Below are 18,329 nucleotides of genomic sequence, written 5' to 3'. Positions count from 1 at the left end.
TCGGCGGTGGTGTCACCCGGCTCCGGTGGTCCCGGGCGGCCGGGTGAGACGGTCAGGCGGTCGGGTGGACGCGCTCCAGGTCCAGCAACCGCCGCTTGCGGTCCAGGCCCCCCGCGTAGCCGGTCAGCGCCCCGTTGGCGCCGATCACGCGGTGGCAGGGACGCACGACCAGCAGCGGGTTCGCGCCGATCGCGGCGGCCACGGCCCGCACCGCCGCGGGTGGCGCGCCGATCAGCGCGGTGATCTCGCCGTAGCTGCGGGTCGTGCCGTGGGGAATGGTCTCCAGCGCTGTCCACACCCGCCGCTGGAAGTCCGAACCGGTGGTGACGCACTCGATGTCGAAGCGGGTCAGCCCACCGGCGAAGTACGCCCGCAACTGCGCGGTGATCTCGGCGAACGCCTCCGGCCGCTCGACCCAGTCGTCCTGGACGACGGCAGCGGACCGCTGGCCGGGCACGGACACCGAGGCGAGCGCGGTGCCGCCGGCCGCCGTGGCCGACTCCTCACCCACCAGCAGCAGCTCACCCAGCGGGCTGGTGATCGTCGTGTAGGTGGTCATCGTCGTCTCCTCCTCGTGCGGTCCTTCCGCCTCCACTCTCCGATCCGGCGAGTGGCGATGCTGGCGGGATTCGGACCTCGCCCTGCGGCCCGGACGGTGCGCGGCGGTCAGCGGGCGTTGTGGAAGATCAGGCCCAGGGTGGTGCGCTGCCCGGAACGCACGGTGCTGGTGCCGTGGCGCAGGGGATGCCGCCGCACCCCGCCCTGCCCCCGGACCGGGCGGTGGCGCACCGGGAAGATCACGCCCTGGCCGAGGCGCGGTGTGACGACGATGGCCCGGGACTGCGCGCGGGGCCGTTGCTCGACGAAGACGCTCTCCCCGCCGGTGAAGTCCTCGCCCGGCTGGTTGAGCATGATGGCGATCTGCAGCGGGAAGACGATGTCGCCGTAGACGTCCTGGTGCAGCCCCGCGTAGTCGCCCGGACCGTAGCGCAGGAGCAGCGGTGTGGCGCGCGTCTGCCCGTTGGCCGCGCACTCGGCGAGCAACTCGTCCAGCCTGGTGGGGAACGCGCGCTCCCCCCACCGTGCCGCCCACTGGTTGGCCAGCCACGCCAGCGGCGGGTACAACCGCTCCCGCAGGCTCCGCACCAGGGGGACGGCGGCCGGGTCCGCGTAGTACTTGTAGGTGCCCCGACCGAACCCGTGCCGCTGCATGACGACCGTGGACCGGAACAGGCCGGGCTCGTCGAAGGTGGCGATGATCTGCTGGCACTGCGCCCGGGAGAGCAGCGGCGGGGTGAGGGCCACCCCCTCCTCGGTCAGCCGCGCCCCCAGTTCGGTCCAGTCCAGCTCGCTCAGCGCCGGCAGTCCCGCGGTGGGTGGGACGCGGGGCGGCGCCCCGGCCGGTGCGCCGACGTTGAACAGGGCGCCGGTGTCGGCGGCGGCAGGTTCGATCATGGTGAGTCTTCCGTCGCGGTTCGGGTCGGGGAGGTGGTGGGCCGGCGGGGAAGCAGCGTGGTGCCGGCCACCGCCGACCGGTCCCCCATGATCGCCTCCGGCCGGCACGATCGCCGGCGGCATTCGGACATCGTGTTCAGCCGCACGGCGCCAGGTCCGCACCAGGCGGCCGCGACGTCGCTCCCGACCGGCGCCCTCGGGGTGGCCCCGCGCCCACCCGTGTTGGTCCTGTGTGGACGGAGGTGCCCCGGTGGCGGGTGGCCGCCGGGACAGGGACCTTCGACCCTGCCGCGCGGTGCGCGGCGTGCCTAGCGTTGCAGCCAACCGAGGCGGTGTCACCCGAAGCGGAGCAACGAGGAGAACCCCATGGTCGACCAGCCCCCTCCCCCGATCGTCGTCGGCATCGACGGCAGCGACAGCGCACACCGGGCACTGGACTGGGCGGTGCGCGAGGCGCAGATCCGCGGCTGCACCGTGCGGGTCGTGCACGCCTGGACCTACGAACCCCTGGCGGACTTCGTGGGCACCTCCAGCCGGGAGCTGTACCTGAGTTCGCTGGCACTGCTGCGCGAGCAGATCACCCAGGCGACCACCGGCCTGACGCGACCGCCGGCCATCGAGTTCGACAGCATCCAGGGCGAACCGGCACACGCCCTCTGCCAGGCCGGGCGGGACGCGGGAATGCTGGTCGTGGGCCGCCACCGCGGCGGGCTGGTCCGGCAGGTGCTGCTGGGCTCGGTCAGCGCGGCGTGCGTGCGCCACGCGAGCTGCCCGGTCGTGGTCGTGCCCGCGACCGCCACCCGGCCCCAGGACACCACCGAGGACGCCCGGACGGTGTCCCATGACCGCTGACAGCGCTCGTGGCCCGGCGCGGGCCCGCATCCGTCCGCTCAGCGCCACCCCCGCGCGCGAGATCATGACCACGCCGGTCATCTGCGTGCCGCCCGACGCGTCCCCCGGCCACGCCGCGACACTGTTGGCGCACAACGGTTTCGCCGCCCTGCCCGTGGTGGACACCGCGAACCGCGTCCTCGGCGTGGTCAGCGAGACCGACCTCATCCGCTGCCACCTGCCGGTGCAGGGCGCGGACAGCGCCTGCCCGACAACGGTCGGCGAGGTGATGACCTCGACGGTGATCAGCGCCGCGCCCGACACCGACGTGCGGGAGCTGTCCGAGCGGTTGCTGCGCCACCGACTGCGCAGCGTCCCGGTGCTCGCACCGGACCGCGTGGTGCTCGGCATCGTCGCCAGGCGCGACGCCATGCGCACCCTCGTCCACCAGCACAACAGCCTGGCCGCACAGGTGCGCCACCACCTGGAGAACTACTGGGGGCCGGGACGCCGGTGGGACATCGAGGTGGACAACCGGGTGGTGACGGTCACCGGTGAGTTCCACGACGCGGCCGAACGCGGCGTGGTCCAGGCGCTGGTGCACGTCGTTCCCGGGGTGGAAGCGGTGCACACCCGACTGCGCAGCACCGGCACGGTGTGCCGGCGGTGACCGCTCACCCCGGCACCCCCGGGGCCAGTAGCAGTCGCGACAGTGGCAGCGGACACCGATCCGAGCCAGGAAAACACCGGGACTTTCGACCCTGGCCGACCACCGGGTGCCGCCGCACGGTGGACACCGTCGGCTGGCAACTCACGAGACGAGGCAGGATGATCGACCGCGCGGGACTGGAGGTGCTGTCCGAGGAGGAGTGCTTCCGCCTGCTGACCAAGGCACCGATCGGCAGGATCGTGTTCACCGACCGTGCGCTTCCCGCGATCCAACCGGTCAACTTCGCCGTGCACGACCGCGCGGTGATCATCCGGGTGGCGGCGAACAGCCGGCTCGCCACGGCCGCGAGCAACGCCGTCGTCGCCTTCGAAGTCGACGAGTTCGACCGCGACGGCGGCACCCGGACCGGGTGGGACGTGGTGGTCGTCGGACACGCCGCCCCGATCACCGACCCCGACCAGCTGCGCGAGGCCAGGCAACTGGACCTGCGGCCGTGGGCGCCCGGGATCAGGGAGCATTACATCAGGATCGACCTGCGGATGATCTCCGGTCGGCGGATCCTCCCGGCGGCCGATGGCGGAACCGCGTGAACACCACCGTTACCCTCGGTCCTCGACACCGTCCGGCGATTCCAGGTTCGAGGTGAGCGTGAGCGACCGCACCAGCGGCGAGCGAGTCATTCCCGATCTCAGCCAGCTACGGCTCGACACGCTGCTGCGTGAACTGATGGACCGCGCCGCCGAGGTGCTCGAATCCCGCGACCGCGTGCACCGGCTGTTGGACGCGGTGGTGTCGGTGGCCAGCGACCTGTCCCTGCCGGACGTGCTGCGCCGGATCGTCCAGTCCTCACTCGACCTGGTCGGCGCCGGCTACGCCGCCATGGGCGTGCTCGGGGCGGACCGGACCAGCCTGCGGGAGTTCATCTACCTCGGCATCGACGGCACCCAGCGGGAGCTGATCGGCGAACTGCCCCACGGCAAGGGCATCCTCGGCCTGCTGATCAAGGACCCGCACCCGATCCGACTGGCCGATTTGCGCCAGCACCCCCAGTCCTACGGATTTCCCCCCAACCACCCACCCATGACGTCGTTCCTGGGCGTGCCGGTGCGGGTGCGCGGCGAGGTCTTCGGCAACCTCTACCTGACCGAGAAGCAGGGCGGCGGCGAGTTCACCGAGGAGGACCAGACCGTGGTCATCGCACTGGCCGCGGCCGCCGGCATCGCCATCGAGAACGCCCGGCTCTACGAGTTGGCCCGGCACCGCGAGGCCTGGCTGCGCGCCTCCAGCGACCTCACCGCCACCCTGCTGGCCGGGCACCACACCGACGGCGGCCTCCGCCTGGTGGCCCAACAGGCCGCCACCGTCTCCGAAGCCCCGTTCGTCGCCATCGCCACCGCCGCGGACACCGACGACGACACCGACGGCGACACCGACAGGGCGTTCGTGTTCGACGTCGTCGAGGCCGAAGACCGAGCCGAGATCACCGGACACCAGGTCGCCATCCCGGGCAGCGTGCTCGGTGACGTGTTCGCCACGGCCGAAGCGCGGATCGTGGCCGACGAGGACGACGCCACCCAGGAATCACCCATCGGCTGGGCCGACGAGCCCCCCGCCAGAACCAAGGAGCTGGGCTCCACCCTGCTCGTCCCCCTCGCCGCCGGCCAGCACGTGCTCGGCGTGCTGGTCGTGGCCAGAACCCGGGGCCAGCGGCCGTTCCAGGAAACCGACCTGCACATGGTCCGCACCTTCACCGCCCACGCCGCGCTGGCCATCGAATTCGCCCGCGCCCAGGAAGACCGCCAACGCCTCGCCGTGTTCGAGGACCGCGACCGCATCGCCCGCGACCTGCACGACCTGGTCATCCAACGGCTCTTCGCGATCGGGCTCGGCCTGCAGGGCACCACCCGCCTGGTGGACAGCCCGGAAGCCGCCGGCCGACTCAGCGGTTTCGTCGAGGAACTCGACCAGACCATCCGCGAGATCCGCCGCAGCATCTTCTCCCTGCAGGAAGCCCCGGACGGGCCGGTGAGCCTGCGCGGCGAACTGCTCCGCGTGGCCCAGGACAGCACCGCCGGCCTCGGCTTCGAACCCACCCTGAGCATGGACGGCCCCCTGGACAGCCTCGTGCCCGACGCCCTGCGACCAGACGTGCTGGCCACCCTGCGCGAAACGCTGTCCAACACCGCACGGCACGCCCACGCGCGAGCCGTGCTGGTCCGGATCGCGGTGGACCACACGGGCACCCGACTGCGGCTGGTGGTCCAGGACGACGGCAGGGGGATGCCCACCCCGGCCCCGCGCCGCAGCGGGCTGGCCAACATCACCGAGCGGGCAGCGCGCTGGCACGGCACCTGCGAGGTCGACTCCGCGCCCGGCCGCGGCACCACCGTCTCCTGGACGGTCCCGCTGGCCAGCTCAACCCCCTGACCTCGTCCACGCGCACCCCGGACCCGAGGCCGATCTCCGGCTCTGCCGGTGCGATCACACCCGACTACTAGCGCTTTTCCTGTCAGCAGCCACGCGGAGGACCAGACCGATGCCCATTTCCGTGTTCCTGTTGGACGATCACGAGGTGGTCCGCCGGGGACTCCAGCAGCTGCTGGAGTCCGAACCCGACATCCGGATCGTCGGCGAGGCCGGCAGCGCCGCCGAGGCGCTGGCCCGCGTCCCGGCCCTGCGGCCGGACGTCGCCATCCTCGACGTCCGGCTGCCCGACGGCGAGGGCGTGAGCGTGTGCCGGGATATCCGCTCCGCCGTCGAACCACCGCCCGCCTGCCTCATGCTCACCTCCTACTCCGACGACGAGGCCCTCTTCGGCGCGATCATGGCCGGCGCCGCCGGGTACATGCTCAAGCAGGTCAGCGGCAACGATCTGGTCAGCGCCGTGCGCACCCTCGCCCGCGGCGGCTCACTGCTGGACGCCGGCGTCACGGCCACCGTGCTGCACCGGTTGCGCACCGGCGGCGAGCGAGAAGACCCCCGCTACACGGCGCTGAGCCCCCAGGAGCGCCGCATCCTCGACCTCATCGCCGAGGGCATGACCAACCGCCAGATCGCCAACCGGCTGCACCTGGCCGAGAAGACCATCAAGAACTACGTCTCCTCACTGCTGCACAAACTCGGCTTCGAACGCCGCACCGAGGCCGCCGTCTACGCCGCCCGCAGGCGCGGGCGACCGCGACCGGGACTCGGCTGACGTCCGGCCCGCTCGACACCACCTCCGCCTGGTCCTGCCCACCCTGGCGCGCGCCACCGGGTGGTCGGGTCCACGACCAACGGCCCCGGACGGCAGGACTTTCGGCCCAGGTTCGCGAAGCGGGCGCCCCGGCACACTGGGTGTCGGCACCATCCGATGCCGGGAAGGGCCGCCGCAGCTGTCCGTCCACAACGGACATCACCGGGCCGATCCGGGGTCACCGCGGTCCTCCCGGCCCCAGCCGGTGCGCGGGTCCCCTCGGGCCGCTCGCGCACCGCGCCTGTCCGTCCACAACGGACAACCCGAGGAACCAGGAAGTGGCGAGCGAACATGAGACGTGGCTGTCCCGACGACCGGACCCTGCGCCTGGCGATCACCCTGGCGGTGCGCGCTCCGTCGGTGCACAACTCCCAACCGTGGCGCTGGCGAGTGGGTGGCCGCTCGGTGCACCTGTACGCCGACTGGTCGCGCCACCTGCCGGCCACCGACCCCGACGGCCGCGACCTCGTGGTCAGCTGCGGCGCGGCACTGCACCACCTGCGCGTCGCCCTGGCCGCGCTCGGCTGGGGTGCCACCGTGCACCGCCTGCCCAACCCGAACGACCGCGACCACCTCGCCTCGGTGGAACTGTCCCCGCGCCAGCCCAGCCACGACGACATCACCCTGGTGTCGGCGGTACCACGCCGCCGCAGCGACCGCAGGCTCTACAGCTCGTGGCCGGTCAGCGACGCCCTGCTGGACCAGTTGCGGACCCACAGCACCGAGGAGGCGTCCCTGCTGCGCGCCGCGACCGACCCGGCGACGCGCTCGCGCCTGCTGCTCGCCCTCGCCGAGGCCAGGCGAACTCAGGAGTCGGACGACGACTACTGCTGGGAAGTCGCGGCGTGGAGCGGGCGGTACGCCGGCGACCCCGACGGTGTGCCCGCCGGGGCGGCGCCGGCGGACCAGGACGGCTACGGCGGTCTGCCCCTGCGCCGGTTCGTGGCCCCCCTGCTGACGCAGCCTCCGGGCGCGCTCACCGATCCCGACGGCGGCACCCTCGTGGTCCTGGGCACCGGATCCGACGACCTGCGCTCCCGGTTGCACGCCGGCGAGGCGGCCAGTGTCGTCCTGCTGCGGGCGACCAGCTTCGGCCTGGCCACGTGCCCGCTCTCCCAGCCCCTGGAGGTGCCCGAGACCCGGGCGGCGATCAGGTCCCTGCTGGGTGGACAGGCGTTTCCCCAACTGATGCTGCGCATCGGGTGGGCACACCTCAACGCCGATCCCCTGCCAGCCACCCCGAGGCGACCGGTTGGCCAGGTCATCAGCCGTCTCGACGGCGGCCCCGACGGCGTCGTGGCCGACCCGCGCACCCCGACCACCTGGTGAGAACACCAGACAATCCGGTGCGCATGTCCTGAAATGCGAAAGAAGTGCTCAGCAGTCCACGGCGAAGCGGACTGCTTTCCCGCTGACCCAGGACGCCAGCCCGATCTCGGGCGTGGCCGCGATGAACCCGCCCGGCAGCACGGTGCGCGCGCTGGCCACCGCGACCACCGCGGTGACCGGGCTGGTGCCGGTGGGCGACGCCGCCTGCGTGACCAACCCGCTCTACGGCGCGCGTGCTGGTCGCCCCCGGCACGGTCACCCCCACCAAGCCGCTCACCCCCAGCCACCTCAAGGGCCTGCTCTGGCAGGCCCAACTACCTGGCGTGCGCCCTGCGCGACCTGGTGCCGCTGGCCGCCGACCAGACCACTCGGCCATCGCAACGCCACCCTGGCCGACACACCGGTCGTGGCCTGCTTCAACACCGCCTTGCACCCCACCCCGCCCGCCGCCTCGGCGCGTTCCGGACCCACGCCGCAGGCCCCGACCACCAGTGGACACCGGTCTCGGCCGGCTGACCGGCCGCCCCACGGCTCCGGACGCCAGCGGGGGCGTTGGTCAGCCGGGCAGGGTCACCGAGACCAGCCGCCGGATCGCGTCCAGATCGACGTGCTCGGCCAGGACCGCCTCGTCGGGTTCGTCCTTGACCGGGTCCTCGACGTTGAGCAACGTGCGGAACAGCCGAGGCAGCACGGCACGGCCGAGCAGGTCCTCGGCAAGCTCAGCACCGGCGGCGCGGTCCACGTCGAACCGCTCGGCCAGGTAGGCGGTCAGCCGTTCCCGCGTGCTGGCGAAGATGGCGTCGAAGTAGGCGCTCGCGCTGCCGGGCAACCGCTCGGCAGCGGTGATGATCAGCCGGCAGGTCCGCGTCTGCGGCTCCCACACCATCAACTGCAGGAACCGCCCGCAGAACAGCGCCACCGCCTCCGCGGGGTCGTCGGCGTACACGTCCGGGGTCCTCAACCTGTCCAGGTACAGCTCGCGGATGAGGTCCAGGACCGCGAGGAACAGCTTGTCCTTGCTCTCGAAGTGCGCGTACAGCGACCGCTTGGAGGTCTCGGCGCGTGCCGCGACGGTGTCCATCGAGGCCCGCTCGTAGCCGGTTTCGAGGAACACCTCCTTGGCCACCAACAGGATGTGCCGGCGCAGTTCCTCACCGCGCCGCTGTTCACCTCGCCGCCGGGATGCGCCTTCGTGCCTCATGGGCTTGCGTCCTCCAAAAGTAAACGGTACAGTAGAGTTTACTTGCTCGATGATTCCCATCACGCTCCATCTGGAGAACTCTTGATCGTCATCACCGCCCCCACCGGAAACATCGGACACCAGGTCCTGAACAACGTCCTCGCCGGCGACCAGCCGGTTCGTGTCATTGTCCGCGACCCGGCCAAGCTCTCCACCGACATCCGCGAACGGGTCGAGGTCATCCCCGGCTCGCACGCCGACCCCCAGGTCCTCGCCCGCGCCTTCGACGGCGCTGACGCCCTGTTCTGGCTGGTGCCGGTCAACCGCGCCGCCGCCAGCGTCGACGACGCCTACGTCGGCTTCACCCGCCCCGCCGCCGAAGCGATGCGCAGCCACGGCATCACCCGCGTGGTGGACGTCAGCGCCCTGGGCCGCCACACCGAGCACGCGGGTCGGGCCGGGTACGTCACCGGGTCACTGGCCATGGACGACCTGATCGCCAGCACCGGCGTGGCCTTCCGCGCCCTGGCCGCGGCCACGTTCATGGACAACGTGCTCCGGCAGGTCCGGGTGATCAAAGAACAGGGCGCGCTCTTCGACACCCTTCCCCCCGACCTCACCCTGCCCGCCGTCGCCACCCGTGACATCGCCGCCGTGGCCGCCCGGCTGCTGCTCGACACCACCTGGACCGGTCAGGAGGAGGTTCCGCTGCTCGGGCCGGAGGACCTGTCCGGCAACGACATGGCCGCCATCATCTCCGAGGTGCTGGAAACCCCAGTGCGGTACCAGCAGATCCCCTACCAGGCCCTCAAGGACCAGCTCACCACCGCGGGCGCGTCCGAGGCCATGGCCCAGGGCGTGGTGGCCATGATGACCGCCACGGCCAACGGCCTGAACGCCGGAATCACCCGCACACCGCAGCACGCCATCGACACCCCCACCACGTTCCGGCAGTGGTGCGAGGACATCCTCAAGCCCGCGGTGCGCGCCGCCTGACACCGAGACGAGGCGACGAGGCCGGCTCACCCAGCCCCGTCGCCACACCACCGCCGGAAGGCACGTCGAATGACAACACAGCCGCAGACCGCCGACGCGGTCGCCGATCGCCCGGACGACCAACTCGACGCGCTGCTCACCGACATCGCCGAGGACTTCAGCACGTCACCGCGCTCGCCGATCCTGCACACGCCGGCCGAGCACGGACTGTCCTTCCAGGACGTCACCTTCCCGTCCGAAGACGGCACACCGCTCGAAGGGTGGTTCGTCCCGGCCGAGGGCGCGGACACGGTCGTGGTCATCAACCACCCGCGCTGGTTCAGCCGCTCGGGCCTGCCGGCCCACCTCGAACCGTGGCGTTCGAAATGGGCCGGCACCGGCAACGACGTCGAGGTCAACTTCGTCCCGGACATCGCGATCCTGCACGCCGCCGGCTACCACGTCCTCGCCTACGACCTGCGCAACTTCGGCCACAGCGGCGCCGCCAACGGCGGACTGACCAGCGGCGGCATCTTCGAGTCGCGCGACGTCATCGGCTCCCTGCGCTACGTCCGTTCCCGGCCGGACCTGAACGACGCGAAGATCGCGCTGTTCAGCCGGTGCCTGGGAGCCAACGCCACCCTGTTCGCGATGGAACGGGCACCGCAGGCCTTCGAGCACGTCCGGTGCCTCGTCGCCTGCCAGCCGCTGTCCGCCCGCGTGGTGCTCGAACAGGGGGCGAAACGCAACGGCCTCCCGGTCGAGTGCGTGGACGAGATCGGTCGGCGGATCAGGCTGCGGACCAGCTTCCACCTCGACGCCATGTCCCCGGTGGCCGCGGCGCGCAGTGTCCGCACGCCGACCCTCGTCTACCAGGTCCACGACGATCCCATGACCAGGCCGACCGACGTCCAGGCGGTCTTCGACGCCATCCCCGGCCAGGACGGCCGGGACAAGGAGCTGTTCTGGATCACCGGGACCACCCGGCGCTGGGACGGGTACCTGCACTTCCAGAACAACCCGACCCGGGTTCTCGACTGGCTCGCCCGACACACCCGGTGAGCCGTGCGGGTGGGCGTGCTCGATCCACCTGTGCTGACGAACCGCGGCCCGATTGTGGCGATCGTGGGGTTGATTGCAACCTTGCATATTTTTTGGTTGACACTGAAACAATAGGGGTGGATGCACCAGTTCGTCGCTGCGCAGCCGCACCAGGCACCTCGCACGACGGTCACCGCCACCGGTTGGCCAGCAGTTCCTCCAGCGCTGTCGCGGTGTCCGGATGGCGGGTGACCAGCGCCGCGCCCGGCGGGTCCGAGGCAACGCTCTCCCACACCAGGTCGCAGCCCAGCAGCCGCGCCACCGCGTCGCACGTCGCGGGGTGGGCGGCGAGCAGCGCCACCCCGCCACCGCGGTCCGCGCGGGGTGTCGGACGCACGGCGTCCGGCACCGGCGGGGCCAGCCACGGCGGCACCCACTCGTCCAGCGCCGCGAGCCGGCCCGGGAAGATCCGCGCGGCCTCCCGGATGAGCAGCGGGGCCAGTTCGGCACCGCCGGACCGCAGGGTGCTGACCAGCGTCGGCAACCACGGCAGCAACACCGGGTCCGGCAGCCGGCGGAACGCGTTCGACACCGCCTCCACGACGAAGTCGACCAACCCCGGCACCGGCTCCAGCGCGTGCAGGAACCCGCTGAGGTAGCGCGGGTAGGCGGGCAGCACCATGGGGTTGGCGAGCAGGTCGTCGCAGCGCGACCGCAGCTCCGCCCGGGACAGGCGCCCGAGCTGCACCTGAGCCGCCCACGACAGCGCCACCTTCGACGGCTCCACCGGGTGCGACTGCGCGAGCGCCAACTCCAACTGGGTGCGGTCGCAGCCCAGCGACAGCGCCAGGCTCTCCATGCTGAACAGGAAGCCCAGCATCGCGGCGACCTGGTCGACGGTCGCGTCGGCGTCGGTGAACGCCGTGGGCAGCAGCGTGCAGTAGTGCGCGTAGCCGGTCTTGACGAAGGACTCGATCCACGGCGGTAGCGCGGGTTCACTGGTTCGGTAGTACGCGAGCAGCCGGCGCACCCGGCGCAGCACGTCCGGCGCGCCGTCGACACTGCGCTCCCTCGCCAGGACCTCCAGCGCGTGCTCGCCCAGCTCGTTGGCGAGCCGGTGGCCGCGCAGGTACAGCGTCGCGTCCTCGACCGCCTCCAGCACGGTCGCCGCGGTCGCCCGTGGATCGTGGGCCGCGCGCCGCAGGCGTTGCTCCAGAACCTGCTCGATGCTGACGCCCTCGTAGCCCAGCTCGATCAGCGCCCGCTGGTGGGTGCCCAGCGCCACGTCCCACGACTCCTGGATGGGCCGCTCACCGAGCCGCCGCTCACCCATGATCGGCCGCGCGGCACCGTCCGGCAGCAGGTAGCGCAGCATCCACAGCACATCGGAGCACCGCTCCAGCTCCGGCTGGCCGGCGATGTCCAGCAGTGCCCGGTGCACGCCGCGCTGCTGCAGCTTGAGGTTCAGCGGCGCGAGCCGATCGTGCACGTCGCGCGCCAGCGGCGGTAGCGCGTCGTAGCCGACCTGGCCGATCCGGTCGCCGCCCATCATGATCTCGACGAGTCGGCGCACGTCGCGCCGGCCCGGCACGACGTCCTTCTCGATGCAGGTGATCGCCGCGTCCTGGAAGTCGTACGGCGTGGGCTTGGCCCGGTCGCGCATCCCGGCCAGCAGGATCGACGTCTCGAACACCGCGATGGCGTCGGCGGTGGAGGCGAGGTAGCCGTTGCGCCGCGCGGCACGCACGATCTCCACCGACCAGCCGAGCAGTTCGGCCTCGTCCAGGCGGTCGAGGACGGGCGGTCGCCGCAGGAAACCGGCGAGCTTGTCCGACGGCGCGGTTGCCGGCACCGGGTCGGCCGGTGCCGAGGGCGTGGCGGGACCGGCCGGCTTGGCCCGCTTGCCCGGCTTGGACGCGCCCGTCTGGCCGGCCAACCGGAACGGTCGCACACCGGTGCGCCTGACGTTCTTCGCCCACTCGGTCGCGGCGATCGACACCGACCCGGCCGCGAGCCCGAACTGCGCCTCGATCGCCGCGTGGCTGGAGGGGATCAGGCCGTACTGCCAGGTGCTCGCGCTGGGCGGGCTGATCTCGAAGGTGTCGCTGCCGTGGACGCCGAACTCCGCGACCCGGCTGGCCGCGTGGAACGCACCGCAGACGTACAGGCACTCCGCCGGGTCGGTGCCGGTCGCGGTGAGGTGTTCGCGCACCCTGGTCCACATGTACCGTTCGCGGTCCTCGTCCACCCGCACCTCGTGCGGGTTCCCGGGCGCGAGCCGCCGGAACAGGCTGCCGATCAGGAACATGACCTGCCGGTAGGTGTCGTGGTCGCTGTCGCCGAGCGGCAGCTCCACGTACTGGTGCCACCACTCCGACCAGTGCCGCACCCGGCCGTGGTGCAGCAGGTGCTCCTCCAGTTCGACGAAGCGCGGCCGGAGGTCCCCGAGTTCCACGCCGATCGCGTCCCCGTGCAGCGCGGCCTCCTCCTCGGCCGGCGGCGCGTCCGGGTCGGCTGGCTCGGCGGTCCGCGCCCCCTGCTCCTGCCACTGGAAGACGTGGTCGGCGGAGCGGTCGACGAGGACGAGTTCGACCCCCGGGGTGTCCAGCGCGTAGGCGATCGCCTGGTACTCGGCCGACGCCTCGGTGATCGGCGCGACCACCGACAGCGGCGCCCACTCGACGGGGAAGCCCTCGACCTCGGTCGCGAACGCCTGCACCGCCACCGGGAGCCGGCAGTTGCGCAGCTCGGTCAGCAGCGGCGCCATGTCCTCGCACAGCTCCAGGTACACCACCTTGGGCTGTTTCTCCCGCAGCCGCCGCGCCATGGCCAGGGCCGAGGCCGGTGAGTGGTGGCAGACCGGGAAGATCTCCAGTGGCTCGCGCAGCGCGCGGTCGACGTCGTCGACGATGCCCAGGAGGATGTCCGCCAGCGCGTCGGGTCCGTCGGCGAAGCTCGCGGCGGCGTCCTGCAACTGGGTGCGCAGCGCGGCGAAGGCGCCCTGGTCCACGCCGCTCATGACAGGGTGGCGATCGCGTCGCGGCCGCCCTCCAGGAACTCCGGCCAGGACCCGCCCTCGTCCTTGCTGCGCGGCTCGACAACGCCGTGCAGGTACTTGTTGAGGATGGCCAGGTCCTCCGGTGCGCGCCGGGCCAGCGACCCGACGAGCGAGGAGGCCAGGGTACGGGCGGTCAGCGCGCGCTCACCGAAGAAGTTGCTGTGCAGGATCGCGTCCTCCAGCACGCCGATCTGTTCGGCGGTGGACAGCGCGGACTCCAGCTTCTCGTCGTCGCTGCCGGCCGACGCGGCGGCCGCGCGCAGGTCGGCGAAGCTGCGCAGCAGCACGTCCAGCAGCGTCGGCGGCACGTCCAGCTCGATCTGGTGGCGGCGCAGCAGTTCCTCGGTGCGGAAGCGGACGATCTCCGCCTCGCTCTTCTTGTTCGTCACCACCGGGATGCGGACGAAGTTGAAGCGGCGCTTGAGCGCCGAGGACAGGTCGTTGACGCCGCGGTCCCGGCTGTTGGCGGTGGCGATGATCGAGAAGCCCGGCTTGGCGAAGACGATGTTGTCGCTGTCCAGCTCCGGCACGGAGATGTACTTCTCGGACAGGATCGAGATCAGCGCGTCCTGGACGTCGCTGGTGGAGCGGGTGAGTTCCTCGAAACGGCCGATCGCGCCGGACTCCATCGCGGTCATGATCGGCGAGGGGATCATCGACTCCCGCGACTGGCCCTTGGCGATCACCATGGACACGTTCCACGAGTACTTGATGTGGTCCTCGGTGGTGCCGGCGGTGCCCTGCACCACCAGCGTGGAGTTCCGGCAGATCGCGGCGGCCAGCAGCTCGGCCAGCCAGCTCTTGCCGGTTCCGGGGTCACCGATCAGCAGCAGACCGCGGTCGGAGGCCAGCGTGACGATGGCCCGCTCGACGAAGCTGCGGTCGCCGAACCACTTCTGCGAGATCTCCCGGTCGAGTCCGTCGGAGCGCTCCGCGCCCAGGATGAACAGGCGGACCATCTTCGGCGACAGGCGCCAGGCGAACGGCTTGGGGCTGTCGTCGATCGACTCCAGCCAGTCCAGCTCCTCGGCGTACTTGATCTCGGCGGGAGCGCGCAACAGGTCGGACATGTCAGGGCCTTTCTAAGCGAGGAACGTCTTGAGTTCGTGGACGAGCTTGCCGATGTGGCCGGAGATCACCGGCGTGCCGAGGTCTTTGAAGCGCTCCCGGAACCACGGGTTGACGCTGCCGCGGCCGGAGCTGGTCACCGAACCGACCGGGATGAACTTGGCCCCCGAGCGGTGGATGCCGGCCATGCTGTCGAACAGCGGCTCGGCCTGCCACTCGTAGAAGTCCGAGATCCACACCACGACGGTGTTGCGGGGCTCGGCGATCTTCGGCCGGACCAGTCCCATGGCGACGGTGCCGTCGGTGCCGCCCCCGAGGTTGGTGCGCAGCAGGGTCTCGAAGGGGTCGTGCACCCACGGCGTGAGGTCGAGCGCCTGGGTGTCGTAGGCGATCAGGTGGACGTCCACCCTGGGCAGTCCGGTGAAGATCGACGCCAGGATGGTGCAGTTCACCATCGAGTCGACCATCGAGCCCGACTGGTCGACGACCACGATCAGCCGCTGGGGCGTGGTCTTGCGGGCGGTGTGCCGGTAGAAGAGGCGGTCGACGTAGAGCCGCTCCTCCTCCGGGCTCCAGTTGGTGAGGTTCTTCCAGATCGTGCGGTCGAGGTCCAGGTTGCGGAACACCCGCTTGGGCGGGACCGTGCGGTCCAGGGCACCGACCGTGGCCTTGGCCACCTGGGTGCGCAACACCTCGGCGACCTCGTCGACGAACCGGCGGATCAGCGCCTTGGCGTTGGCCAGTGCCACGCCGGACAGGTTGTTCTTGTCCCGCAGCAGCTGCTCGATCAGCGACATGCTCGGGGTCAGCCGCGCGGCGAGCGCGGGATCGGCCAGCACCTCGCGGAGGTGCATCCGCTTGACGAGGTCGGCCTCGATGGCGCCGAGCTGCGGGCCGATCGCCGGAATCAGCTGGCTGAGGTCGGGCGTCGTGCCGCCACCACCCGAGCCGGTCGGGCTGGCGCCCGCTCCCGCAGTGGGCCGGCCGGCCCGCAGTTGACCCGGCTGGCAGCCCAGCGCGCGCTCCAACCACCCCGCGTCGGACTGCCAGCGCGCCAACTGCCCGGCGGTGACCGTGCCCGAGCCGGCGGCGAAGACGTTGAGCAACACCTTCGACACCAGCGCCGCGCGGCGCACCTCGGCGGCGCGGTCTCGTCCGCCGTCCGCGTATCCGTCCACTGTGGACACCGGCGTGGGCACCATCAGGCCGTCGAACTCGGCGGCCAACCCGGGGTGGCGCTGCACGATCGAGTCGACGGAGACCTGCGGGTCCAGCAGCGCGGGCGGCAGGCCGATGTCCTCGACGACGCCGAGGCTCGCCGTTTCCAGCGTCGCCCGCTCCTCGGGGTCGAAGAGCCGGGCCAGCAGCCGCCAGTACAGGACCTGACGGCGCTTGTCGTGGGAGGTCATCTCGGGATCCTGGTCGGTCACTTCCGCAACAGCCTTCCGGCGCGCTCGCGCAACACCGCGGTGGTGTCGGTGGCGGCCTTCTCCGCCTTGACCCCGGCCTTGTCGGTGGTGCCCCCGGCCCACGCCCCGGCGTGGACCGCGACGGTCTTCTTCCGCACGGTGGTCTCGACGGCGAGCGGTTGGACGCGGAACGTCCCGGCGTCCCAGCGGAGCAGGCCGATGCAGGCACTCGACGCGGCGACCGCGTCGGGGGTGAGCGGCCCGGCGGTGGGGACGCGGTCGGCGTCAACGGCCACGCCGTGCCCGGCGACGGTGAACGTCAGCGCGTCGCCGTCCCGGTCGGCGATGTAGCCCTCCAGGAAGACGGGTACGGCGATGCGCGCCGGGTGCCGGTCCAGGGGTGTGGGCGCCGGAGCGCTCGCGGTGGGCAGGGCCACGCGCGCGGTGGCGAACGCGTCGGCCGGCTCGCTCGGGCGCGCGTGCTGGTCGTCCCAGATCAGGTCGCCCTCGGCGGTGATCGGCATGTCGGTGAGGTCCATCGAGCGGCCTTCGCTGACAGCGGCCAGCAGCGACATGTGCGGCCGGAGCAGCTGCCAGAGGCCGGCGCCGACGACCGTGTCGGGCTTGGCCGCCGACACGCTGGCCCGCACCAGGCGGGGCGCGGCGCCGTCGGCGGGCTCGAACACCGCGTGGACCTGGGCCTGTGCGGCGGTCGGGTGCTCGTGCAGGTCGACGCCGAGCGGCAGCAGGCGGCCGGTGGCCACGCCGGTCACCGGCACGTCGGCCGCGCCGGGCAGCGTCAGCAGCATCGCGCGTGACCACAGGTCGCCCCAGCGGCGCTGCGGGACGCGGTCCAGCGCCGCGCCCGGGCAGGACGCCACGAGTTCCGCGGCGAAGCCGTCGAGCAGCGCGGCCAGACGGCGCAGGGCCGGGTCCGGCAGCATGGCGGAGATGACCTGCGCCGAGCCGGCGACCACGTCGTGGTCGATGCCTCGCCACCCCGACCGGGCCAGCTCGGCCAGCCAGGCGCGGGCGGCGGCGAGCAGGTTCACCGGCTGTCCCGACCCCGTCGGCGGGGCGGTCTGCTCGCCGCGGGGCCGTCCGGTCGCCTCCTCGATCCGGGCCATCAGCGCGTCGTGGACGGACCCGAGCAGCGCGGTGCGAGCGGCGGCGAGGGCGACGAAGTGGTCCTCGCTCGCGGCGCCGACCGCCGCCCGCTCAGCCGCCTCAGCGACCCTGGCGGCCAGCGGTGACCCCGCGACGGCACCGGCGAGTTCGGTCAGGCCGGCGGCCTGGGTGGGGTGCGGGCGCAGCAGGCCGGCGACGAGAGCCTGGTCAAGGGCGTCGACAGCGGCCAGGGCCTCGTCCAGCCCGCTGATCGGGTCAGCGAGCAGGTCGGCGCGCATCAGGCCACCGCCCTGGTCGGCGGGAACCACTGCAGCTCCGGCAGCGGCGCGGTGGTCGGGGCGAGTTCCAGGTAGGCCAGGTGGCGCAGGAACCGGCTGAACACGGGCGCTGCCGCCGTGGTCTCCCCCGCCGCACTGGTGCCGCTCATCTCGGCGGCGATGGTCTGCGCGTCCACTTCCCCCGCCGCGATCTCGACCCGCAGGTAGCGGGCCACCCGCTCAGCGCCGTACTGCAGCACCGCCTCGGTGATCAGGGTGTGGATGTGCTTGCAGAAGTACGTGCCCCGCGCGCCGCCGCAGGGCCGGTTGTTGTTCGTGCTGCACGCGAACGCGTAGCTGCCGGCCTCGACCGACGAGACGTAGACGCGTTCGATGTCGGAGCCGCTGGACACCACTCCCTGCAAGCGTCCGTCGGCCAACTCGACGAACGGGACCTTGGCGAGCTTGCGCGGACGCGCGGGTGGTACCACTCGCACCGTGCTCGACCTCTCCCAATCTGCCAACACGCCATCTCCTGTGTTCCAAGGGGACTGTCAACCACAACCGTGGGACGCGAGTGACCATACGGGCGCCCACCGACAAAAACGGATCACGGACGCGGGGCGGCCGCACGGCCCCCGGACCCCACCAGGGCACGGGGGAATCCCATCTACAGTGGACAGCGGGACGGGA

Annotated in this window: 17 protein-coding genes; 8 read left to right on the top strand and 9 right to left on the bottom strand. The window is 72.0% G+C overall.

Annotation, left to right across the window (positions count from 1 at the left end):
• Positions 1–52: 52 nt before the first annotated feature.
• Both LX83_RS35830 and LX83_RS35825 read right to left on the bottom strand, forming a co-directional pair.
• Entirely contained in the window at positions 53–559 is a 507-nt protein-coding gene (locus tag LX83_RS35830; protein ID WP_253780103.1) for a methylated-DNA--[protein]-cysteine S-methyltransferase, read from the bottom strand.
• Between the two features lie 107 nt (positions 560–666).
• On the bottom strand, positions 667–1,455 hold the full coding sequence (locus LX83_RS35825; protein ID WP_253780101.1) for a 2OG-Fe(II) oxygenase: 789 nt from the start codon (positions 1,453–1,455) through the stop codon (positions 667–669).
• A gap of 366 nt (positions 1,456–1,821) precedes the next feature.
• On the opposite strand from LX83_RS35825, the gene LX83_RS35820 reads away from it, so the two are divergent.
• From LX83_RS35820 to LX83_RS35795, 6 genes are all read left to right on the top strand, one after another.
• Positions 1,822–2,307, top strand: a complete 486-nt coding sequence (locus LX83_RS35820; RefSeq protein WP_253780099.1) for a universal stress protein — start codon at positions 1,822–1,824, stop codon at positions 2,305–2,307.
• Positions 2,297–2,956 (top strand): CBS domain-containing protein, encoded by a 660-nt coding sequence (locus LX83_RS35815; RefSeq protein ID WP_253780097.1) that lies wholly within the window; start codon positions 2,297–2,299, stop codon positions 2,954–2,956. The genes LX83_RS35820 and LX83_RS35815 overlap by 11 nt, the downstream gene beginning before the upstream one ends.
• Before the next feature lie 158 nt (positions 2,957–3,114).
• Positions 3,115–3,546: a pyridoxamine 5'-phosphate oxidase family protein gene (locus LX83_RS35810; RefSeq protein ID WP_253780094.1), complete on the top strand. Its 432-nt coding sequence runs from the start codon at positions 3,115–3,117 to the stop codon at positions 3,544–3,546.
• A gap of 58 nt (positions 3,547–3,604) precedes the next feature.
• Entirely contained in the window at positions 3,605–5,383 is a 1,779-nt protein-coding gene (locus LX83_RS35805) for a sensor histidine kinase (RefSeq protein WP_253780092.1), read from the top strand.
• Between the two features lie 109 nt (positions 5,384–5,492).
• Positions 5,493–6,152, top strand: a complete 660-nt coding sequence (locus LX83_RS35800) for a response regulator (RefSeq protein WP_253780089.1) — start codon at positions 5,493–5,495, stop codon at positions 6,150–6,152.
• Between the two features lie 330 nt (positions 6,153–6,482).
• Complete coding sequence (locus LX83_RS35795; RefSeq protein WP_253780087.1) at positions 6,483–7,520, top strand: Acg family FMN-binding oxidoreductase; 1,038 nt, start codon at positions 6,483–6,485, stop codon at positions 7,518–7,520.
• A gap of 48 nt (positions 7,521–7,568) precedes the next feature.
• On the opposite strand, the gene LX83_RS35790 is transcribed toward LX83_RS35795, so the two are convergent.
• Together LX83_RS35790 and LX83_RS35785 are read right to left on the bottom strand one after the other, a co-directional pair.
• The gene (locus LX83_RS35790) at positions 7,569–7,736 is read right to left on the bottom strand and encodes a hypothetical protein (RefSeq protein WP_253780085.1); all 168 of its coding nucleotides are present in this window, start codon (positions 7,734–7,736) and stop codon (positions 7,569–7,571) included.
• A gap of 340 nt (positions 7,737–8,076) precedes the next feature.
• A complete protein-coding gene (locus LX83_RS35785) occupies positions 8,077–8,721 on the bottom strand; it encodes a TetR/AcrR family transcriptional regulator (RefSeq protein WP_253780083.1) in 645 nt (214 codons plus the stop codon).
• An 81-nt stretch (positions 8,722–8,802) separates the two neighbouring features.
• On the opposite strand from LX83_RS35785, the gene LX83_RS35780 reads away from it, so the two are divergent.
• Positions 8,803–9,696 (top strand): NmrA family NAD(P)-binding protein, encoded by an 894-nt coding sequence (locus LX83_RS35780; RefSeq protein ID WP_253780081.1) that lies wholly within the window; start codon positions 8,803–8,805, stop codon positions 9,694–9,696.
• A 69-nt stretch (positions 9,697–9,765) separates the two neighbouring features.
• Complete coding sequence (locus LX83_RS35775; RefSeq protein WP_253780079.1) at positions 9,766–10,737, top strand: alpha/beta hydrolase family protein; 972 nt, start codon at positions 9,766–9,768, stop codon at positions 10,735–10,737.
• A gap of 169 nt (positions 10,738–10,906) precedes the next feature.
• On the opposite strand, the gene LX83_RS35770 is transcribed toward LX83_RS35775, so the two are convergent.
• Genes LX83_RS35770 through LX83_RS35750 form a run of 5 tightly spaced genes read right to left on the bottom strand, consistent with a single transcriptional unit; the run spans position 10,907 to position 18,133 of the window.
• Positions 10,907–13,735 carry a DUF5682 family protein gene (locus LX83_RS35770; RefSeq protein ID WP_253780077.1) on the bottom strand — a complete coding sequence of 943 codons (2,829 nt, stop codon included), beginning with the start codon at positions 13,733–13,735 and terminating at the stop codon, positions 10,907–10,909.
• Complete coding sequence (locus LX83_RS35765) at positions 13,732–14,844, bottom strand: ATP-binding protein (RefSeq protein ID WP_253780075.1); 1,113 nt, start codon at positions 14,842–14,844, stop codon at positions 13,732–13,734. Before LX83_RS35765 ends, LX83_RS35770 begins: the two co-directional genes overlap by 4 nt.
• Positions 14,845–14,856: 12 nt before the next feature.
• Entirely contained in the window at positions 14,857–16,251 is a 1,395-nt protein-coding gene (locus LX83_RS35760) for a VWA domain-containing protein (RefSeq protein ID WP_253780072.1), read from the bottom strand.
• 17 nt (positions 16,252–16,268) lie between these two features.
• A complete protein-coding gene (locus LX83_RS35755) occupies positions 16,269–17,687 on the bottom strand; it encodes a hypothetical protein (RefSeq protein WP_253780070.1) in 1,419 nt (472 codons plus the stop codon).
• Positions 17,657–18,133, bottom strand: coding sequence for a hypothetical protein (locus LX83_RS35750; protein ID WP_253780068.1), 477 nt, complete (start codon positions 18,131–18,133; stop codon positions 17,657–17,659). Before LX83_RS35750 ends, LX83_RS35755 begins: the two co-directional genes overlap by 31 nt.
• Positions 18,134–18,329 lie beyond the last annotated feature (196 nt).

It is taken from the genome of Goodfellowiella coeruleoviolacea, from assembly GCF_024171785.1.
GTDB classification, from domain to species: Bacteria; Actinomycetota; Actinomycetes; order Mycobacteriales; family Pseudonocardiaceae; genus Goodfellowiella; species Goodfellowiella coeruleoviolacea.
Note: the sequence above shows the minus strand (reverse complement) of the source record. Positions and strands in the feature narration are given on the sequence as shown.

Excerpts from the sequence above, each read along its gene's own strand:
- LX83_RS35760 (WP_253780072.1), bottom strand. The coding sequence starts at position 16,251 with ATGACCTCCCACGACAAGCGCCGTCAGGTCCTGTACTGGCGGCTGCTG.
- LX83_RS35775 (WP_253780079.1), top strand. The coding sequence starts at position 9,766 with ATGACAACACAGCCGCAGACCGCCGACGCGGTCGCCGATCGCCCGGAC.
- LX83_RS35800 (WP_253780089.1), top strand. The coding sequence starts at position 5,493 with ATGCCCATTTCCGTGTTCCTGTTGGACGATCACGAGGTGGTCCGCCGG.
- LX83_RS35765 (WP_253780075.1), bottom strand. The coding sequence starts at position 14,844 with ATGTCCGACCTGTTGCGCGCTCCCGCCGAGATCAAGTACGCCGAGGAG.
- LX83_RS35815 (WP_253780097.1), top strand. The coding sequence starts at position 2,297 with ATGACCGCTGACAGCGCTCGTGGCCCGGCGCGGGCCCGCATCCGTCCG.
- LX83_RS35830 (WP_253780103.1), bottom strand. The coding sequence starts at position 559 with ATGACCACCTACACGACGATCACCAGCCCGCTGGGTGAGCTGCTGCTG.
- LX83_RS35810 (WP_253780094.1), top strand. The coding sequence starts at position 3,115 with ATGATCGACCGCGCGGGACTGGAGGTGCTGTCCGAGGAGGAGTGCTTC.
- LX83_RS35825 (WP_253780101.1), bottom strand. The coding sequence starts at position 1,455 with ATGATCGAACCTGCCGCCGCCGACACCGGCGCCCTGTTCAACGTCGGC.
- LX83_RS35770 (WP_253780077.1), bottom strand. The coding sequence starts at position 13,735 with ATGAGCGGCGTGGACCAGGGCGCCTTCGCCGCGCTGCGCACCCAGTTG.
- LX83_RS35820 (WP_253780099.1), top strand. The coding sequence starts at position 1,822 with ATGGTCGACCAGCCCCCTCCCCCGATCGTCGTCGGCATCGACGGCAGC.
- LX83_RS35785 (WP_253780083.1), bottom strand. The coding sequence starts at position 8,721 with ATGAGGCACGAAGGCGCATCCCGGCGGCGAGGTGAACAGCGGCGCGGT.
- LX83_RS35795 (WP_253780087.1), top strand. The coding sequence starts at position 6,483 with ATGAGACGTGGCTGTCCCGACGACCGGACCCTGCGCCTGGCGATCACC.